Source organism: Thalassotalea euphylliae (genome assembly GCF_003390335.1).
GTDB lineage: Bacteria > Pseudomonadota > Gammaproteobacteria > Enterobacterales > Alteromonadaceae > Thalassotalea_F > Thalassotalea_F euphylliae_B.
Window position 1 is genome coordinate 2,371,547 of record NZ_QUOU01000001.1, and the last position, 19,840, is coordinate 2,391,386.

General features: G+C 44.8%; 16 protein-coding genes. 15 read left to right on the forward strand and 1 reads right to left on the reverse strand.

What is annotated here, in order from left to right; translation table 11 throughout:
- Positions 1 to 38: 38 nt before the first annotated feature.
- The 13 genes from DXX93_RS10410 to DXX93_RS10470 all read left to right on the forward strand — a co-directional run bounded on the left by DXX93_RS10410 (position 39) and on the right by DXX93_RS10470 (position 16,439).
- The gene (locus DXX93_RS10410; RefSeq protein ID WP_116008042.1) at positions 39 to 806 is read left to right on the forward strand and encodes an SDR family oxidoreductase; all 768 of its coding nucleotides are present in this window, start codon (positions 39 to 41) and stop codon (positions 804 to 806) included.
- A gap of 98 nt (positions 807 to 904) precedes the next feature.
- Complete coding sequence (locus DXX93_RS10415) at positions 905 to 2,116, forward strand: acyl-CoA dehydrogenase family protein (RefSeq protein ID WP_116008043.1); 1,212 nt, start codon at positions 905 to 907, stop codon at positions 2,114 to 2,116.
- A gap of 25 nt (positions 2,117 to 2,141) precedes the next feature.
- Positions 2,142 to 3,170 carry a phosphotransferase family protein gene (locus DXX93_RS10420; protein ID WP_116008044.1) on the forward strand — a complete coding sequence of 343 codons (1,029 nt, stop codon included), beginning with the start codon at positions 2,142 to 2,144 and terminating at the stop codon, positions 3,168 to 3,170.
- A 100-nt stretch (positions 3,171 to 3,270) separates the two neighbouring features.
- Entirely contained in the window at positions 3,271 to 4,032 is a 762-nt protein-coding gene (locus DXX93_RS10425; protein ID WP_116008045.1) for an SDR family NAD(P)-dependent oxidoreductase, read from the forward strand.
- A gap of 81 nt (positions 4,033 to 4,113) precedes the next feature.
- Positions 4,114 to 5,937 carry an acyl-CoA dehydrogenase gene (locus tag DXX93_RS10430; RefSeq protein WP_116008046.1) on the forward strand — a complete coding sequence of 608 codons (1,824 nt, stop codon included), beginning with the start codon at positions 4,114 to 4,116 and terminating at the stop codon, positions 5,935 to 5,937.
- A gap of 42 nt (positions 5,938 to 5,979) precedes the next feature.
- The gene (locus DXX93_RS10435; protein WP_116008047.1) at positions 5,980 to 6,501 is read left to right on the forward strand and encodes a MaoC family dehydratase; all 522 of its coding nucleotides are present in this window, start codon (positions 5,980 to 5,982) and stop codon (positions 6,499 to 6,501) included.
- Positions 6,502 to 6,567: 66 nt separating this feature from the next.
- Complete coding sequence (locus DXX93_RS10440) at positions 6,568 to 7,482, forward strand: SDR family oxidoreductase (RefSeq protein ID WP_116008048.1); 915 nt, start codon at positions 6,568 to 6,570, stop codon at positions 7,480 to 7,482.
- Between the two features lie 82 nt (positions 7,483 to 7,564).
- On the forward strand, positions 7,565 to 8,758 hold the full coding sequence (locus tag DXX93_RS10445; RefSeq protein WP_116008049.1) for an acetyl-CoA C-acyltransferase: 1,194 nt from the start codon (positions 7,565 to 7,567) through the stop codon (positions 8,756 to 8,758).
- A gap of 369 nt (positions 8,759 to 9,127) precedes the next feature.
- A complete protein-coding gene (locus tag DXX93_RS10450; RefSeq protein ID WP_116008050.1) occupies positions 9,128 to 10,834 on the forward strand; it encodes an AMP-binding protein in 1,707 nt (568 codons plus the stop codon).
- A 65-nt stretch (positions 10,835 to 10,899) separates the two neighbouring features.
- Entirely contained in the window at positions 10,900 to 11,961 is a 1,062-nt protein-coding gene (locus DXX93_RS10455) for a patatin-like phospholipase family protein (RefSeq protein ID WP_116008051.1), read from the forward strand.
- Positions 11,962 to 12,018: 57 nt separating this feature from the next.
- Positions 12,019 to 13,029 carry an NADP-dependent oxidoreductase gene (locus DXX93_RS10460; protein WP_116008052.1) on the forward strand — a complete coding sequence of 337 codons (1,011 nt, stop codon included), beginning with the start codon at positions 12,019 to 12,021 and terminating at the stop codon, positions 13,027 to 13,029.
- Positions 13,030 to 13,177: 148 nt separating this feature from the next.
- The gene (locus DXX93_RS10465; RefSeq protein ID WP_147302675.1) at positions 13,178 to 13,753 is read left to right on the forward strand and encodes a hypothetical protein; all 576 of its coding nucleotides are present in this window, start codon (positions 13,178 to 13,180) and stop codon (positions 13,751 to 13,753) included.
- Positions 13,754 to 14,369: 616 nt separating this feature from the next.
- Entirely contained in the window at positions 14,370 to 16,439 is a 2,070-nt protein-coding gene (locus DXX93_RS10470) for a methyl-accepting chemotaxis protein (protein WP_116008054.1), read from the forward strand.
- 159 nt (positions 16,440 to 16,598) lie between these two features.
- Here the strand turns inward: DXX93_RS10470 and DXX93_RS10475 are convergent, their stop codons facing one another.
- Positions 16,599 to 17,021 carry a GtrA family protein gene (locus DXX93_RS10475; protein ID WP_116008055.1) on the reverse strand — a complete coding sequence of 141 codons (423 nt, stop codon included), beginning with the start codon at positions 17,019 to 17,021 and terminating at the stop codon, positions 16,599 to 16,601.
- Positions 17,022 to 17,258: 237 nt separating this feature from the next.
- Between DXX93_RS10475 and DXX93_RS10480 the strand changes: the two genes are divergently transcribed.
- Positions 17,259 to 18,275 (forward strand): glycosyltransferase family 2 protein, encoded by a 1,017-nt coding sequence (locus DXX93_RS10480; RefSeq protein ID WP_116008056.1) that lies wholly within the window; start codon positions 17,259 to 17,261, stop codon positions 18,273 to 18,275.
- Positions 18,268 to 19,833 carry an ArnT family glycosyltransferase gene (locus DXX93_RS10485; protein WP_181902197.1) on the forward strand — a complete coding sequence of 522 codons (1,566 nt, stop codon included), beginning with the start codon at positions 18,268 to 18,270 and terminating at the stop codon, positions 19,831 to 19,833. The genes DXX93_RS10480 and DXX93_RS10485 overlap by 8 nt, the downstream gene beginning before the upstream one ends.
- Positions 19,834 to 19,840: the final 7 nt, after the last annotated feature.

The following is a 19,840-nucleotide window of genomic DNA, read 5'->3' on the forward strand; positions in this document are numbered from 1 at the left end:
GTTCAAATAGATAGCCTAGGTTAGCAAAAGGAAAAAAAATGGATAACAACTTATTTGATTTAACCGGAAAAGTCGCTCTAGTAACGGGGGCAAGCCGTGGCATTGGTGAAAGTATTGCGAAAACCCTCGCCGCCTACGGTGCGCACGTTATTGTGTCGAGCCGAAAAATTGAAGGCTGTGAAGCTGTGGTTGAGCAAATCACCTGTGCTGGTGGCAGCGCGCAAGCAATTCCTTGCCATATTGGCGATATGGATCAAATTGATCAGCTCTTTGGCGCTATCACTGAGCAACATGGCAAGTTAGATATACTCGTTAATAATGCCGCGGCTAATCCTTATTTCGGCCATATTTTAGAAACCGACTTAGGTGCTTATCAAAAAACAGTGGATGTAAATATTCGCGGTTACTTCTTTATGTCGACCAAAGGTGCGCAGCTCATGAAAGATAACGGTGGCGGCGCCATTGTCAACGTAGCCTCAATCAACGGTGTTGTGCCCGGTGACTTCCAAGGTATTTACTCTATTACCAAAGCTGCGGTTATCTCGATGACCAAAGCATTCGCTAAAGAATGTGCCGCCTTTAATATTCGCGTTAATGCCCTATTGCCCGGCGCTACCGATACAAAATTTGCAGCAACACTTGTCAAAAACCCAGCCATTTTGAAACAAGCGATGGCCCATGTGCCAATGCGCAGAGTAGCAGAGCCTGACGAAATGTCAGGAACCGTATTGTACTTGGTTTCTGATGCCGCGACTTACACAACGGGTACGTCAATTAATGTTGATGGTGGTTATTTGATTGGTTAACCCTTTGCCAGGTGAAAGCTTAGGCAAAAACTGCCTATACAAAAGTCGAAGCTTAACTATCAATAAAAACAAATGTAACCACGCGTTGGGAGAAGATAATGAATTTTGAATACTCAGAAAAAGTCGAAGGCCTACTTAGCCAGCTTCGTGCCTTTATGGATGAATTTATTTATCCAAATGAAGATTTGATGAATAAGCAAATCGCGGAACATCAATGGTCAACGCCGCCATTAATGGAAGAATTAAAAGTTCAAGCAAAAGCACAGGGACTGTGGAATTTATTCCTGCCAATTGCCTACGGCGACTTTAGTGCGGGGTTAACTAACTTAGAGTATGCGCCATTAGCGGAAGAAATGGGCAAGGTATTCTGGGCGCCAGAGGTATTTAACTGCGCAGCGCCAGATACGGGCAACATGGAAGTACTTGCCAAATACGGCAGCGAAGCGCAACAAAAACGCTGGTTGATGCCACTACTTGCTGGTGAAATTCGCTCTGCATTTGCGATGACAGAGCCAGATGTTGCGTCATCGGATGCGACGAACATTGAAACCTTAATTGAACGCGATGGTGACGAATACGTTATTACGGGTAAAAAATTCTATATCAGTGGCGCGTGCCGCAAGCAATGCCAGATTATGATCGTCATGGGTAAAACCGACCCAACCAACGAAAACCGCTATGTTCAACAGTCGCAAATCTTAGTACCAGTCAACACACCTGGCGTCACTATCGTTCGACCAATGAAAGTGTTTGGCTATAACGATGCCCCTGAAGGCCACGCAGAAGTGATTTTTGATAACGTGCGCGTACCTGCTGAAAATATGATCGCTGGTGAAGGACGCGGTTTCGAAATTGCCCAAGGACGATTAGGGCCAGGCCGCATTCATCACTGTATGCGCTCAGTTGGTGCAGCGCAGCGCGCCTTAGAGATGATGTGTAAGCGCGTCAACGAACGTACGGTGTTTGGTCAGCCAATGAGTAAACTCCAATCTATCCGCGAAGATATCGCGACATCAGCATGCCAAGTCGAGCAAGCGCGATTACTGACCTTAAAAGCCGCACAAAAAATGGATATCGCTGGCAATAAAGCCGCACAAGATTTGATTGCAATGATTAAGATTGTCGCGCCGAATATGGCACTTGACGTGTTAGACAGAGCGATTCAAATTCACGGTGCCCAAGGGGTTTCACAAGATACTTTCTTAGCTCATATGTACGCAGGTCAGCGCACCTTGCGACTCGCCGATGGTCCTGATCAGGTGCATATGATGCAACTCGGTCGCAATTTAGCCGCTAAACACGCGTTGTAAATAGCATCGGCAACTAGGAAGTTATATGAAAGAAGTTGATCAATTAAACGAGCAGGTTTTATCCGAATATTTAGCAAGCCAGCTTAGTGACTTTAACGGACCGATCACACTCGCAAAATTCGATGGTGGTCAATCCAATCCAACCTTTAAAGTCACTACGCCCGAGCGTGCTTATGTGTTGCGCAAGCAGCCACCAGGCAAGTTGTTAAAATCTGCACATGCTGTAGATCGCGAATATCGCGTGATCAAATCACTGTATGGCACAGATGTACCCGTTGCTAAGCCCTATCACCTGTGCACAGACACGAGCGTGCTCGGTGAAATGTTCTATTTAATGGAATTTATTGATGGCGATATTCATTGGGATCCCGCGCTGAATAAAGTCACGAGCAATGAACAACGCGCCGCCATGTACGATGCGATGAACAAAACACTGGCCGCAATTCATCGAGTTAATGTTAACGACATTGGTTTAGGGGATTACGGTAAGCCGGGTAATTATTTTGAGCGTCAATTATCCCGTTGGATTGAACAGTATCGTGCGACAGAGCTAGAGCGCATTGAGGAAATGGATATGCTCTACGACTGGCTCGCGCAGCACTTACCTGCTGATGATGGCCGTGTTGCGCTAGTGCACGGTGATTATCGCCTCGACAATATGATGTTTGCCCCCAACTCCGCCCAAATTCTCGCAGTGCTGGATTGGGAGCTGTCAACCTTAGGTCACCCTTTTGCTGATCTTGCTTATCAATGTATGCAACTGAGACTCCCCCGTGGTATGGGCGGCGTAGACGGTTTGGCAAATGTCGACAGAGCGAGCCTCGGCATACCAAGTGAACGCGAATATGTAGAGCGCTATTGCCAACGGATGAACATTTCAGGCATTGAAAACTGGCCGTTTTACTTGGCATTTAGCTTTTTCCGTTTAGCCGCCATTGTTCAAGGAGTCGCTAAACGAGCTACTTTAGGTAATGCGTCAAACAAGAACGCAATGAACCTCGGCGCTTTAGTTAAACCGCTAGCGCAAATGGCGCTTGGTGTTACCCGCGAATAGCAGGAAATAACTAAGAACACAGTAAACAAAAATAAAAATAACAACCTAACAATACAAACAAAATTATGACTAACAACAGGTACAGCACAAGGAGCACAAAATGGACGCTATGTTAGATTTCACCGGAAAAACCGTATTGGTCACTGGTGCTTCTCAAGGTCTAGGAAACTTATTGGCAGATGCCCTCGCCAGCCGTGGCGCCAATATTGTCATTGGTGATATTAAAGCAGCCGAATTAAAAACCACCGAGCAACAGTTTATCGACAAAGGTTATGCTGTAGCATCACTTGCGGGTGACGTTTCGCAAGACAGCTATTGCCAAAGCCTAGCGCAACTGGCTATCGATAAATTTGGCCGACTTGATATTGCAGTCAATAACGCCGGTATTGCACCAGCGGTAGCGCCTTTGCATCAAACAGATGAAGAAACCATGGATAAACAGTTCGCCGTCAATGTTAAAGGCGTGCAGTTTGGCATGAAACATCAAATTCCGTTAATGCTCAACCAAGGTGGCGGCGTGGTGCTAAATGTTAGCTCTTTAGCTGGCCTTGGCGGCGCGCCGGGTGTCGCTTCATATGCAGCGGCTAAACACGCCGTTATCGGCCTGACAAAAACCGCCGCGGTTGAATACGGACGTTTTGGCATTCGCGTCAACGCCGCTTGCCCCTTCTTCACCCTGACCAATATGGTGACAGATATGTCAGATGATGATGATCGCAAAAAGATGGCGCGCGGCGCACCAATGAAGCGCCTAGCTGAGCCACAAGAAGTTGTTGCGACCATGTTATTGATGCTATCACCGGCCAATACCTATATGACAGGTCAAACTATCGCTATCGATGGCGGTGTAACCGCCATGTAAAAAACAGCGAGCACAAGTTTAGTACTTGTGCTCGCTTATTGATTCGATATGCCCAGCGACGAATGATTTGGGGGAAAGATAATGAACAACAAAATGCTTAACGAGCGTGAAATCGATTTTCTACTTTACGAACTATTTGATACAGATGCTCTTTTTGAGCGTGAGCGTTATCAAGATCACGACCGCACTACCTTCAAGGAAGTGATCCAAACGGCTCGAAATGTTGCCGAAAAACACTTTTTACCATTGCGCCATACGCTCGATAATCAACAACCGACGTTCGACGGTGAAAAAGTTCATATTATACCTGAGCTCAAACCTGCGCTTGATGCCCTGAATGAGTCTGGCATGCCATCAGCAACCGCTGACTATGAGTTCAATGGCATGCAATTACCGCCAATTGTCGCCAATATCGCCGGGGTTTATCTCACCATTGCTGGGGGAACCGCACTTGGTTACAGCATGTTAACCACAGCTAACGCCAATTTACTGCAAGCACACGGCAGTGATGCGCTAATTGAAAAATGGGTTAAGCCACTGCGTGAAGGGCGCTTTGCTGGCACGATGGCCATGACTGAACCCGATGCAGGCTCGGGGCTTGCCGACTTAACCACGAGTGCTGTCAAAGCTGATGATGGCACATACCGGATCACGGGCAATAAAATTTATATCTCAGGTGGCGATCATAACCTCAGTGACAATATCGTGCACCTTGTGCTCGCACGAGTCAAAGGCGCACCCAAGGGAGTAAAAGGCATTTCACTATTTGTCGTCCCCAAGTATCTGGTCAATGACGATGGCAGCTTAGGGGCGAAAAACGATGTCGCCCTTGCTGGCTTGTTCCACAAAATGGGGGGCCGTGCGCAGACCTCTACGGCACTGAGTTTTGGTGAGCAAGGTGGCGCAATTGGTTACTTAGTCGGCGAAGAAAATCACGGCTTAGCCTATATGTTTCACATGATGAATGAAGCGCGAATTATGGTTGGCACCAGCGGTGCAGCCCTTGCCATGGGTGGCTATCAATATTCGCTAGAATACGCGAAAAATCGCCCACAAGGCCGCCTTCCTTCGTGTAAAGACCCACTATCGCCGCCTGTTAATATTATTGAACACGCAGATGTAAAACGTATGCTCTTAGCGCAAAAAGCTTATGCTGAAGGTGCATTGGCGTTAGTCCTGCTTGGTAGCCAACTGTCTGATGATGAAAAAACAGCAAACACCAAAGAGCAGCGCAGTTACGCACATACACTGCTTGATTTACTCACCCCTGTGATTAAAACCTGGCCCTCTGAATATGGCACCAAAGCAAATGACTTTGCCATTCAAGTATTAGGGGGTGCTGGTTATGTTAATGAACACCCGATTGAAATGTTCTACCGCGATAACCGCCTTAACCCGATTCACGAAGGAACAACAGGTATTCAATCGCTTGATTTACTGGCGCGCAAAGTGCCTATGGGAGGGATGCAAGGCTATCAAGCGCTGATGACCGAAATGACTAACACGGTCAAAGACGCTAGCAATCTCGATACGCTGAGTGAATTCTGTCAACGATTGACCAAGGCAATGACAACGTTAAATCAAACGACTGATAAATTGTTAACTGCTATGGGTAACAGCCGCAATGAACATCATGAAAGCATTGATCAAGTGCTTGCAAATTCAGTGCATTACTTATCCATGTTTGGCCATGTTGTGGTGGCTTGGTTGTGGTTAAAACAAGCAAAAGTTGCAACCCTTGCGCTACCCAACACAGCTCACGAAAGTGAGCAACAGTTTTATCAAGGTAAATTGCAAGCCGCGCAATATTTTTATCGCTACGAGCTAGTGCAAATTGAACAATGGGCGAGCTTACTGAACGCACTTGATGATACTTGCTATCAAATGCAAACCAGCTGGTTCTAACACCAATCCGCATAATAATAAACTTTTCGATAAGGAATTCAGATGACAACTCAAAATGAAGCTATTTTAGCAGCGAGTGCTCAAACAGCTGAACACCAAGCAGCACCTAAAGTCGTATCAAAAGCAGAACTAAGTAACTACATTGGCTACAAAGCCCAGCCAACCCAATGGCACCAAGTCACACAAGCGCAGATTGATCAATTTGCGGATTGCACCTTAGATCATCAATTTATCCACGTTGATCCTGAAAAAGCCAAAAACACACCGTTTGGCACCACGATAGCTCACGGCTTTCTTACACTATCTTTGCTTTCTCACTTTGCTGAACAATATAGCATCACCATTGAAGGCGCATACATGGGCATTAACTCAGGGTTCGATAAAATTCGCTTCCTTCAGCCGGTAAAAGTTGGCAGCAACATTCGAGCACATGCAACCATCGTCAGCATTGATGAAACTAAACCTGGCCAATATCGCGTAAAAACAGACGTTTCTGTAGAAATAGAGGGCGTTGATACGCCAGCACTCATCGCTGAATGGGTGGGCATTCAACTAGTGAAGTAGCATCTTGCGCTAAAACGTGCCGAATTTACAGAATCAAGATTAAAAGAATAAACAAGGATTTACACAATGAACATAGAATTTAACGGTAAAGTCGCTATCGTCACCGGAGCTGGCAACGGTTTAGGCAAGTCACACGCCCTAGCCCTTGCTAAACGCGGGGCAAAAGTGGTGGTTAATGACTTAGGTGGTGCACGCGATGGTAGCGGTGAATCGCTTGCGGCATCTGAGCAAGTTGTACAAGAAATTATTGCTGCAGGCGGCGAAGCAATGAGCCATGGTGCCAATGTCGCAGATTTTGCTCAGGTGCAAGACATGGTGCAACAAGCCATGGATAAGTGGGGACGCGTCGATATTCTGGTGAACAACGCCGGCATTTTGCGCGATAAATCATTCGCCAAAATGACATTAGACGACTTTAAGCTTGTCATGGATGTGCACCTTATGGGCTCAGTAAATTGTACCAAAGCCGTATGGGATATTATGCGCGCGCAAAACTATGGTCGTATTGTGATGACCACCTCGTCAAGTGGCATGTATGGCAACTTTGGGCAATCAAACTATGGCGCCGCGAAAATGGCTGTACTGGGTTTAATGAACACGTTAGTGCTAGAAGGCGCTAAACACGATATTCGCGTCAACGCCCTTGCACCAACAGCTGGTACGCGAATGACAGAAGACCTAATGCCGGAAAATATTTTAGGCATGTTGGCGCCCGAATATGTTACGCCGGGACTACTGACGTTGTGTGATGACGATGCGCCTAATCGCACCATTTTATCTGCCGGTGCTGGTGGCTATGCTACTGCCACGATTTACGAAACAGACGGTATTTTCTTATCGCCAGAGCAGCAATCGCCCGAAGCGATTCGCGAGCAATGGCAAGCGGTTAGTGCAACTGAGCAGCAACAGGCACTTGAATCAGGTGTTAAGCAATCAGAGAAGTTTCTAACGAAAGCCATGGCAGCAATGCAGCCTAGCTAGCGGCTACTTAGCTAATGCGATTTGCTATTAATTTTACAAGCCGACTTTACATGCTGACCACACACTTTTTAAGGAGATAAGTATGACATCAAATGCTAGAGAAGCTGTCATCGTTTCAGTTGCTCGAACCCCAATTGCCAAAGCTTATCGCGGTGCTTTTAACGATTTGACTTCACCTTCACTTGCTGCGATTGCCATTAATGCCGCACTAGACAAAGTAAATATTAGCGGTGATGAAGTTGACGATTGTATTTTTGGTGCCGCTATGCAGCAGGGTAGCCAAGGTATGAACTTTGGGCGTCAAGCCGCAATGGCTGCTAAACTGCCTGTCTCTGTGCCCGGGATGACTATCGATCGCCAATGTGCCTCTGGCTTAATGGCCGTTGCGAGCGCCGCTAACCATATCGTTGGCGATGGCGCGAATGTGGTCGTGGCTGGCGGTTGTGAGTCCATTACCTTAGTACAAAATGAGCATATGAATATGCATCGCGCCGTTGATGAACAAGTTAAAGAATATGCACCAGCGATTTACATGCCAATGCTAGATACCGCAGAAGTCGTCGCTAAACGTTACGATATTTCTCGTCAAGCACAAGACGAATACGCCCTACTTTCTCAGCAGCGCACCGCAGCAGCGCAAGCCAATAATTTATTTGCTGACGAAATTGTACCAGTCACTACCACCAAACTCGTTCAAGACAAAGAAACGGGCGAGATTAGCAAACAAGCAGTGACGTTAAGCCAAGATGAAGGCAACCGTCCTGACACCACCTTGGCTGGCCTCTCACAAGTTAGAACCGTTAAAGAAGGTGGTTGTATTACCGGCGGCAATGCGTCACAGCTTTCTGATGGCGCAGCTGCCCTAGTGTTAATGGAAAAGTCAGTTGCTGAGCAAAAAGGTTTAGCGCCACTTGGTGCTTATCGCGGCATGGCAATAGCGGGCTGTGAGCCTGATGAAATGGGCATTGGGCCAATTTATGCCATTCCTAAATTACTCGAGCGCCATGGGCTAACGATTGATGATATTGGCCTTTGGGAGCTTAATGAGGCCTTCGCTGTACAAGTGCTTTACTGCGCCGATTACTTGGGTATTGATAAAGAAAAACTCAATGTTAACGGCGGCGCGATTTCAATTGGTCACCCTTACGGTATGAGTGGTGCCCGTTTGGTAATGCATGCGTTACTGGAAGGCAAACGCCGTGGTGTTAAATACGTGGTTGTGACTATGTGTATTGGCGGTGGACAAGGAGCTGCAGGACTATTTGAGGTGTTATAGAAAACCTTTAGTCTACACAGCATAAGTCAATTCTCATCACATCAGTAAAGGCTTACAATGTTGACACTGTCTAGTTGCAAATGTACGCTGGCTAACATGCTATAAAATGGCATGTTAGCCAGAAACCTAAGCATCTAGAATTTAGCGTTAATAGTGATAAAAAATGCGTTTTAGGTAGTGTTTTCAATTTCCAGCTAACTATATGTAAGCCAACGCTGGTAGTGACATCTGGTAAAACTGTTAACTAACAACATATAGCTGACAGCGAATAGCGAAAAACAACAGTACAAGTTCTAAAAAGCTTTAAAAAATAATTACAAAAATAAAAACAAATAAAAATTACAACAATCGTTTGATAGAGGATAAGCAATGGAAAAAGTGTGGCTAGAAAAAAGCTACCCGACTGGGGTGCCGTTTGAAATCGATCCTGACAAATATTCTTCGTTGGTGGAAATGTTTGAAACTTACACCAGCAAATACCAGAACAACACGGCATTCATTAACATGGATGCCAGTATCACCTACCAAGAATTAGCCGAACAGGCACGTGCCTTTGCCGCTTATTTACAAACTCAATGGCATTTTCAGCCTGGCGACAAATTCGCGATTATGATGCCAAATTGCTTACAGTACCCAGTCGCCCTGTTTGGTGCCTTATTGGCGGGCTTAACCGTGGTAAATGTTAACCCCTTGTACACGGCACGAGAATTAGAGCACCTACTAGCTGACTCAGACACTAAAGGTATTCTAATTATTGAAAACTTTGCCCATACACTTGCAGAAGTGATTGATAACACAAAAGTCAAACACGTTATTGTCACCGGCCTTGGTGATCGTCTAGGTGGCTTAAAGGGCTTTATGGTTAATGCGGTTGTTAAGCACATCAAAAAAATGGTGCCCAAATATCACCTGCCTCAATCAGTGAAGTTTAACCAAGTGATTTCAGCAGGACAAAATGCCACATACACTTCGGTAGACATAAAGCCAACTGATCTTGCCTTCTTGCAATACACTGGCGGTACAACTGGCCCCTCTAAAGGGGTGATGATTACGCATCGCAATATGGTCGCCAACTTAGAGCAATCAAAAGCCATGACCAATCCTGTGTTTGAGGTAAATCAGGAAATTATGGTGACTGCCCTACCGCTCTATCATATCTTCGCCCTCAACGCGAATTGCTTGTGTTTTATTGCGTACGGCGGCACGAATTTGTTAATTACCAACCCGAAAGACATGCCAGGATTTGTTAAAGAATTAAGCAAATATCGCTTTACCGCAATTACAGGCGTTAATACCTTGTTTAATGGCCTTATTCATACGCCTGGTTTTGAAAAACTTGATTTTTCGGGTTTAAAGACCGCGCTTGGCGGTGGCATGGCCGTTCAGCGTCCGGTTGCCGAAAAATGGCAAGATATCACAGGCGTGAGGCTACTCGAAGGCTACGGCCTTACAGAATGCTGTCCGATGGTAACGATCAGTCCTTACGATCAAACGGAATTTAATGGCTCTATCGGGTTACCCGCGGCATCAACTGAGATCCGCCTAGTGGATGAGCAAGGTGTTGATGTCGGTATCGAAGAGCCAGGCGAGCTATGGGTCAAAGGCCCGCAAGTAATGAAAGGCTATTTAAATCGCCCCGATGCGACCGCAGAAGCCATTGAAGATGGTTGGTTCAAAACAGGTGATATCGCCACCATGGATGAAAATGGTTATTTCCGCATTGTTGATCGTAAAAAAGATATGATTATCGTGTCTGGCTTTAACGTTTATCCAAATGAGCTAGAGGAAGTGATGGCAACGCATGAGGGCGTGTTAGAAGCTGCGGCTATCGGTATCCCATGTGCAGCAACTGGTGAGAAAATTCGTATTTATATCGTGAAAAAACAAGCGGATTTAACACAAGATTCACTGATTGCCCATGCGCGCGAAAATTTAACCAAATACAAAGTGCCTAAAGAAATCGTCTTCATTGATGAAATGCCTAAATCGAACGTCGGTAAAATTTTAAGAAAAGAGCTGCGTGTGCTTGCCGCAAATAACACCGCAGGTTCGTCGGCAAAAAGTGAGGCTGCTTAGCAACCGAACAATCACCTACCGCTCTCGCTTAGCGGTGGGTTAACCAGTTACCACCGTGGAGTAATATGATTCAAATATACGCTGGTGCCAGCGCCCTAAAAACAATTCAAAGTGAAGGCTTTAATGCCGCACTTTTTTCGGGATTTTTAGGTGCTAGTGGCGGCCCCAAATGGTTTACACTATTTGGGTTAGACAAATACTTATTTGGTGAATTTTTTAAAGACAGGAATTCACCGTTAAATATCATGGGCTCAAGTGCTGGTGCATTTAGAGCTGCCTGTTTTGGCCAGTCAGACCCTGTTGCCGCAATTACCCGCTTGGCAACCGATTACGCAAATACCGTTTATGACTCGCAAAAGCCAACCCCCGGCGAAATAACCGAAAAAGGCCGCGTGCTATTAGATAATGTGCTTGGCGAGCATGGCGTTCATGAAATTATTAATAACCCCATACGAAAAGCACACTTTGTTGTTGCAAAATCAAATGGCTTTGTCGCCAGTGAAAACAAACTCGCACAAGGTGTAGGTCTGGTTAGCAGTTTTGTTAGAAACCGTGTCAATCGCCAGCTGCTGCGCAGTCAATATGAGCGCTATATTTTTCAACCAGCCAGTAGTGATATGACCATTAGTGACCCTGATGAGTTCGCCACTCATATTACTTACTTAACACCGGATAATTTAAAGCAAGCGTTGCTTGCCTCAGGCTCTATTCCGATAGTGATGGCCGGCATAGCCGATATACCTGACTGCCCACCTGGCATGTATCGCGATGGTGGCATAGTCGATTATCACTTTGATATCAAAATTCACAACCCGGGCTTAGTGCTTTATCCCCATTTTAGCCAAACGTTACGCGCTGGTTGGTTTGATAAAAGTTTAGCTCGCCCCGTTCGCGAGTGTAATTACGACAACATTGTTGTGATTTGTCCTACTGATGCTTTTGTCGCGTCATTGCCACTGAAAAAGATACCTGATCGTAAAGATTTTACCGAGCTTGATAGTCAAACCCGCATCAAAGTTTGGCATCAAGTGTTAAGCCAAAGCGAGCAATTAGCAGATGGCTTCCATGAATTTATCAATACACAAGCGATTGAAAAAATACAGCCTATTTCTGCATTAGTGGCATAGCTTGCTAGAACACAGTTTGCCTAGATTTAGCAAACACAGAAAAAACAAGGAAATAATATGAACGAGACAGCACAAGAATACACAGCGATTAAATTAATCGCACGGCCAACGGGTGGTCCTATTACCGATGAATTGTTTGACATCGTCACACTAGCGCGCCCTGCATTAGCTCAAGGTGAGTTGCTAGTACAGCAAACGCATATGTCACTAGACCCTGCCATGTTTGGCTGGATGAGCCCAGATACAGAAAGCTATATTCCGCCAGTTGCCTTGGGCGATGTGATGCGCAGTAGCGGTATCGGTAAAGTGATAGAGTCAAAGCACCCAGATTTTCAAGTGGGCGATCGCGTTATGGGCTTATTGGGCTGGACTGAGATGCTCAAAACTGACGGCCAAGGCCTTAACAAAGTCCAAAATGACTTACCCGATGAAGCGGTTTTATCTATCTTCGCATTGCCCGGTATGACTGCAACCCAAGGGTTATTTGAAGTGGGTAAGCCTAAAGCTGGTGAAACCATTGTGGTATCAGGCGCAGCCGGCTCTGTTGGTTCAATTGTAGGTCAATTGGCGAAAGCTGATGGCCTGAACGTAATTGGTGTGGTTGGCAGTGATGAAAAAGCCGAGTGGATCACCAATGAGTTGGGCTTCGATGGTGCAATTAATTACAAAACTGATGATCTCGACGCTAAATTGGCGGCTTTAGCGCCAAAAGGTGTTGATGTCTATTTTGAAAATACGGGGGGACCGATCCAACACGCCGTGTTTAACCGAATGAATGCTCATGGTCGCATCGCAGTATGTGGCTTGATCGCTGATTACGCGAAAGCGGTTCCTGATCTTGGCCCTAATTGGATCCAAGTCATTAAAAAGCGATTGACGATTCAGGGCTTCACTATGCCAGATCATTACGGTGACATTCCCGCCTTGTTGGCTAAGCTCACCCCTTATGTCATGCAAGGGAAAATTAAATATCGCGCTCATGTACTCGAAGGGTTACCAGCAGCGATTAGTGGCCTTAATCTCTTCTTTACTGGCGGTAATCAAGGCAAGTTAATGGTTAAGCTTTAACACGCCTTCAAAAACTAAATTAAAAGGAAACGGTATGAAATTCGGGCACACATTTCATCTAATGTTGAAAAGCTATACAAGCAAGCTAAACACAAGAAAGTTAAGCACAATAAAACTGGGTACCTTGACACTGCTTGGCTCACTACTCATGACTCCAATGACGGTGCTTGCCGATCATAATGACGGTCATAAAGGGCAAAATGCTAAGGCAGGCTCTAAACTGAGCTTTGATGAAACGAGTTTTAATTGTTTGGCAGAGATGACCCCAGTGCGAGGCTTTTTTGTCGACAACTTAATGCCGGCAAAATTAAAAGACACAGTAAAGGTTGCAGAGCAAGGCCAAGGCACCTATCCAGCGGGTTCTGTCGTTCAACTTATTCCGGGAGAAGTGATGGTGAAACACCCGAAAGGTACGAATCCATCAACTAACGATTGGGAATTTGTTGAATTAGCCGTTTCGGCCCAAGGTAATAAATTTACTGCACGTGGCTTTGATGATGTAAAAAACAAATTTGGTGGTAATTGCTTAGATTGCCATCAAAAAGCTAAGCCAGAATTTGATCTTATTTGTGAGACGGGTCATGGCTGTGATCCCATTCCGATCACCCGGCCAATGATCGACGTTATCCAAAAAACAGATCCCCGTTGTCAAGACAAGCCGCAGCTTACTGCCGATGAACTGGCGATTTTGAAGCAGCTGCAAGTAATGCTTGGTGGCGCTTAGCCAAAAGCCATACTTGAACTATATGTAAAGCTAGATAAACGTTCCTTTATTCTTGATAACGTTTATTTAGCTTCTTTTGACATAAAGATAGCTAGCATCTAGTTTCTCCCATCACATCCCATCACAACAAGTTAAAAACCTATAAATAACACAAGATTAACACCTATAACTTTCCTTTAACCGGCTAAGGGAAAACCCGTAGTCGTTATCAGACATTTGCCAATTACGCTTTTGAAACTGTTCCTGTATACTGCGCGCGTTTTATGATCAACCAAAGTAATTTATGAACAAAAATTCGTTGCCTTCTTTGTTAACGTATTCGGCATTAATCAGTGCGCCTACAGTTGCAAGCGACACTTTTAATCTCGACGATGAGTATAAGGTTTCGTTAGTTGAGGCTATCAATGCCGACCGTACTCATCCGGGAGAGAATTCAATTAAAAAATATTACGCCTCCCCTCAGTCTTGGCGGTGAGTTCGCAAAATGTCATTTTGAATCAGGTAATTACGAAGACTTTCAATTGTCAGCGAAATACGTTCTTTAATTCTTCGAATATAGAAAGTGCCAGGTAGCACCTTTTTCACATCAGACAAGGATTTCTCACTGGAAACTCTTATGAACTTTAGTATAAAAACCAAGTTAATTGCGTTTGCAACTAGTGCCTTGGTCATTCTCGGCACAGTCTCAATCGTTAATTCGCTACAAACAAAAAGTACTGTCTTGCAGGTAGCATCAGAAAATGTTGGCGAGGCAGTAAAGAACACCTTACATGCCGAATTAAAAGGCCAACTTGACACAGTGACACTATCCGCTGAGCTATTCTATCAGCAAGCAAACCTTGAAAATGTCAAAGCAGAGCTTGCGGATGAACTCACTGTCATTTATCAAACCGTAGACAGCATCTACAAAAATACAGCATCAAAAAAACAGGCAAAACTCAATGTTCATGCCTTTCTAAATAACTATCGCTGGGGCAACGGGCGCTATGTGTTTAGTTACGATGTGGACACTATTAATTATACAACCCACAGCATTAACCCTGATATGATTGGCAAGAGTGCCAAAGACGCGAGCGATATCAATGGCGTGTACTACGCTAGAAATATCGTAAATGTTGCGTTAAGCAGTGATATTGGCTACACCCAGTACGCGTTTAAAAATCCGGTTAGCAATCAAGTTGAAAACAAAATTACCGGCGCAAAATTATTTAAGCCGTTAAATATCGTCATATCGACGGGTGAGTATATCTCCAGTTTACAAGCTGAAAAAAAGGCACAAGCGCTAGCGATGATAGGTAAAGCTAAGTTTGGTAAAAATGGTTATTTCTGGGTGCAAGACAGCAAAGGGGTCATATTGGCTCATCCGAAAGCTGCAATTGTGGGTACCAGTATTGCTAACACCATTAAAGTCGCCAAGCAACTGAGCAGCCAAAGTGATGCCTTTGTTGATATGGCTTTTAACAACCCTGCAACTAACCAAACCGAAAATAAAATTGCTTACGCTCGTAAGGTTTTCCCTGATTGGGGCTGGACTATAGCCACTGGTGCTTACGAGAGTGATATTATCACGGCACAGCAACAATTAACGGATGCAACCAAAGAAGTCTTTGAAGCGAAATCTAGCCAAAACATCGCTTTGCTCTTAATCATCACAGTCGTGGCCATTGGCGCATTTATTTGGTTTATCAATCGTATCGTGGTTCGCCTTGCCATGCTTAACACGCGCATTAAGAGTTTATCCAGTGGTGAAGCCGATTTGCGCTCGCGTTTAACGATTGTAGGCAAAGATGAAATCACAGAAATTGCGGACTCAGTCAATCAGTTTATTGGTTACTTGCAGGAGATGCTCAAAGAGCTAGCCGTTTCGTCAAATCACATTACCGATAATATTACTAATCTATCGCAGCAATCTGATCAAAATCATCGAGCATTGAGCGAGCATGCCAACGAAACAGACCAAGTGGTAACCGCCATTACAGAAATGAGCGCCACCGCATTCAGTGTTGCAGAAAATGCGAGCCAATCCGCTAACAATACGAATCAAGCGGAACAGGAAGTAATTGCCGCGCAGCAGCTTGTCGATTCAACCAACCAAAGTGTTGATAGTTTAATGGCAGAAATTGAACAAGCAGCATCAAACATTCATACCATGAACGATAACACCCAAGCGATAATAAACGTGCTTGCTGTTATTGGTGAGATTGCTGATCAAACGAATTTACTCGCCCTTAATGCCGCAATTGAAGCAGCTCGTGCTGGCGATCAAGGACGAGGTTTTGCTGTTGTTGCTGATGAAGTACGTGCCCTTGCCTCTCGCACACAAACGAGTACGGCAGAGATTAATGAGATTCTCACGAAAGTACAAAATGATGCAGACAATGCAGTAAAAGCCATGGACGCAACGCAATCAAGCTGTAAACTCGCTTCTGACAACACCGACAAAGTATCGGCATTCTTGGTTAACATGACGCAGTCAATTACAGATATTAACGATCTAAACAATCAAATTGCCACGGCTGCTGAACAACAAAGCGCAGTGACCGAGGAAGTTAGTCAGAATATGAATAACATCCAATCAGTCGTCACTGGACTTACACAAAGTGGTGAGCAGACAATGACAAGTAGCCACGAATTGGCCGCAACTAATCAGCAGCTATCTGGGCTGATCAACCAATTTAAGGTTTAAATCAGCGCATACCGCAGCTGCACCTGTAAGCTACTTGGTAAGCTATGTCCCCCCTGTTATTGCGGGTAACATAGTTACTAAGTAGCTTCTTTTCCCTCAAAATTTTTTATCTATCATTAACGCTTGATACAAGGCTGTTATATTGACTTGCCTTATTTTTTACACCGAAGCTTTTGCAAATACGACGAATTTTGACAACCAAAAGTTACTTACCGTACCCACGAGTATGCCCAAAACAAAACTCACACTTAGCGGTAAAATCAAACTGGCTGCGAAGAAAACACTGATATTCAGCAAACCAGACAGATGACAATAAAACACATAATGTAGCCATTGCTGTTGCATTGATGCCGTTTTGTCTCGACTAATCTTTGCTAATTGCCCAGAGTGACTGTGGCCATCATTATCAACAAAAGTAAAATATTTATTACCGAGCCAAGTAACATTTACCGCCAACCAAAATGCGATTAGGCGACTTAATAGTAAATCGTTGCCCATTAACTGTAGTGCAGTAAAGCAAAGGCTATCAGCAATAAAGCCAATAGTGCCAACAGATAAAAACTTATAAAACTCTCGTGTCATTAATTTCTCTTCTTGAGGTATTAATCACCAAAGCGTAATGCTGAGCTAGTCTAAAAAATGTCAAATAACACTTAGCCTGTGTTTGGGATTCTCCTAGCTAACGAGTATGGCTTTAACGCATAAACAGCAGCCTCGCCCCGACTAATACGATCAATAATGTTAGCTGTGACATTTTTTGGACACTAAGTGAATTAGGGTAAGCCCAGATTTAGCTTAAATGAGCCCAAAAGAGTCACTATGAATATCGTCGATATAGAGTTAGCCAAAGAGAATATGGCTGGTCAATTTAACACTACCCTAAGTATTGTTGTGCCTGTCTACAATGAACAAGAAGTACTGCCATTATTTCACCACGAGTTGTCTACTGAGCTGGCGCGTTTACCAAACGAACAAGTGGAAATCATTTATGTCAACGACGGGAGTACCGATAACAGTTGGCAAATTATGCAAACACTTTCAACGCAAACAGCACATATCGAGTGTTTAAACCTGAGCCGAAATTTTGGTAAGGAAGCCGCACTCACCGCGGGTTTAGATCACGCTTGCGGCGAATGCGTGGTGATATTGGATGCCGATCTGCAAGATCCTCCTTGCTTGCTTCCGCAAATGCTAGCAGCATGGCGACAAGGCGCAGACGTGGTTAATATGAAACGAGGCATTCGCCATGACGAATCAAAAATCAAACTTTTTTGTGCCAGCACCTATTACTGGCTGCTTGATCACTTATCTGATGTTCCCATTGAACGTGACGTAGGTGATTTTCGTCTACTCAGTCGCCGTATGGTTGATCATATCAAGCAGTTGCCAGAGCGCAATCGCTACATGAAAGGCATTATGTCTTGGCCTGGCTTTAAGCAAACAACCATCACTTTTGATCGACCCGGTCGCGCCGCTGGTGAAACCAAGTGGTCTTTTCTTGAGCTCGTTAGATTGGGCTTATCGGGGATCACGGCCTTTAGTGTGCGGCCGTTAAAAATGGCGAGTTGGTTGGGAGGCGCCATATCCCTTGTCGCATTTTTCTATGGCTTATGGGTTATGTTCAAAACACTGGTATTTGGCGAGGCAGTTGCCGGTTACCCAACCATAGTGCTTATTCAACTATTCCTTGGCGGAATTCAATTACTCACCATAGGGATTTTAGGAGAGTATGTCGGCCGTGTGTTTATTGAAAGCAAAAAGCGCCCGATATACTTGTTAATGGATGTTGAAAGTAGCGCGCAAGCAATACCGAGTGAAATGCAGCAACATGGATAACATTTACGCTTCTCAACGGTACTTTTCAGTGAAACATATCATCAACAATCCTTTGCATTGGTGCTTAGTACTGGTTGCCTCAATACTGCTGTTGCGGCTTGCCTCATTGGGGCTATACCCGCTTTTTGACACCACGGAAGCTAGGTACGGTGAAATCGCGCGCATCATGTTCGAAACTCAGAATTGGGTCACACCTCAGTTTGATTACAATGAGCCGTTTTGGGGTAAACCACCAATGCATACTTGGCTGACGGCAATGAGTTTTTCTTGGTTTGGCGTCTCTGAGTTTTCGGCGCGATTACCGCATTTTGCCTGTGGTTTAGTGACACTGTTAATGGTGTATCACTTTGCTAGCAGCTTTATTACACCTGAACGAGTTAGCGCTTCCCGAACTGCCCTTCTCGCTGTTGTTATCTTGTCCTCAAGTTTAGGCTTTATTGTCGCCAGCGGTATGGTGATGACTGATAGTGCCTTATTGTGCGTAACAACGCTGGCCATGATCAGCTATTGGTACTGTTACACAGCGGCTAATAAGCTTTGGGGCCTAGTATTTTTCGGTGCACTTGGCCTAGGTATGCTAGTTAAAGGGCCTGTAGCAATAGTTATTACAGGTATTGCGTTAGTCACATGGAGTATTAGCCAAGGCCAGTTTAAGAAGGCGATTCGTTGCCTGCCTTGGCGACAAGGAATGGGGGTATTTCTTGCGGTTTGCTTACCTTGGTACATCTGGGCGGAAGTTCGCACACCTGGCTTTGTTGAGTACTTTATTCTCGGTGAGCATTTTCAACGATTTTTAGTCCCGGGATGGAGTGGCGATTTGTATGGTTCTGCTCATGATCAGCCCAAAGGCATGATCTGGGTTTTCTGGCTCGGCGCTGCATTTCCTTGGTCATTTATTCTGATTGCGCTAGCGGGTAAACGTTTAATAAAAAGGATCTTTTCACTCAATAGTACCAAAAAAGCAGCGCATACTCATACTGACAGTCAATCCTATCAAACAGCTTCACCGCCAATAAATTCGCTACAAAAAAATGCACAGCCGACAAATGTTGCTGGCATTAATGCTTATTTAATTGCCTGGATGTTAGCTCCTATGCTGTTGTTTACACTCGCCGGCAACATTCTTAGTGCCTATGTGTTACCTGGATTTAGCGCGATGGCACTGCTGCTCGCCCGCCAGAGAAACATCAGCCTCGCCACTAACCTATTTGCATCCTTAACATTACTCGTTATGTTAGTGGTGTTAACCAGTTACAGTTTAGGGTTGACAACAAAATCAACAGCGGCAGATTTGTTGGGTAAAGACAGAAGTTTTCAACAAGAAACCGCCTTGTTTTATTGGCAAAAACGCCCTTTTTCAGCGCGGTTTTACTCCAAAGGGCAAGCGCAACTCATCACTCAACACGCTGAGTTAAGCAATTTACTCGCGATGCGCTCTACTTTTTTATTAGTTTTTCAACATCATGCACTTACCAAGCTTGAACAAGAATTTAAACTTTCAAAAAATTGTATTGAACTCAAACAGACTTCTGAAAGACTAATGCTTCAATGCTTTTAACCACAAA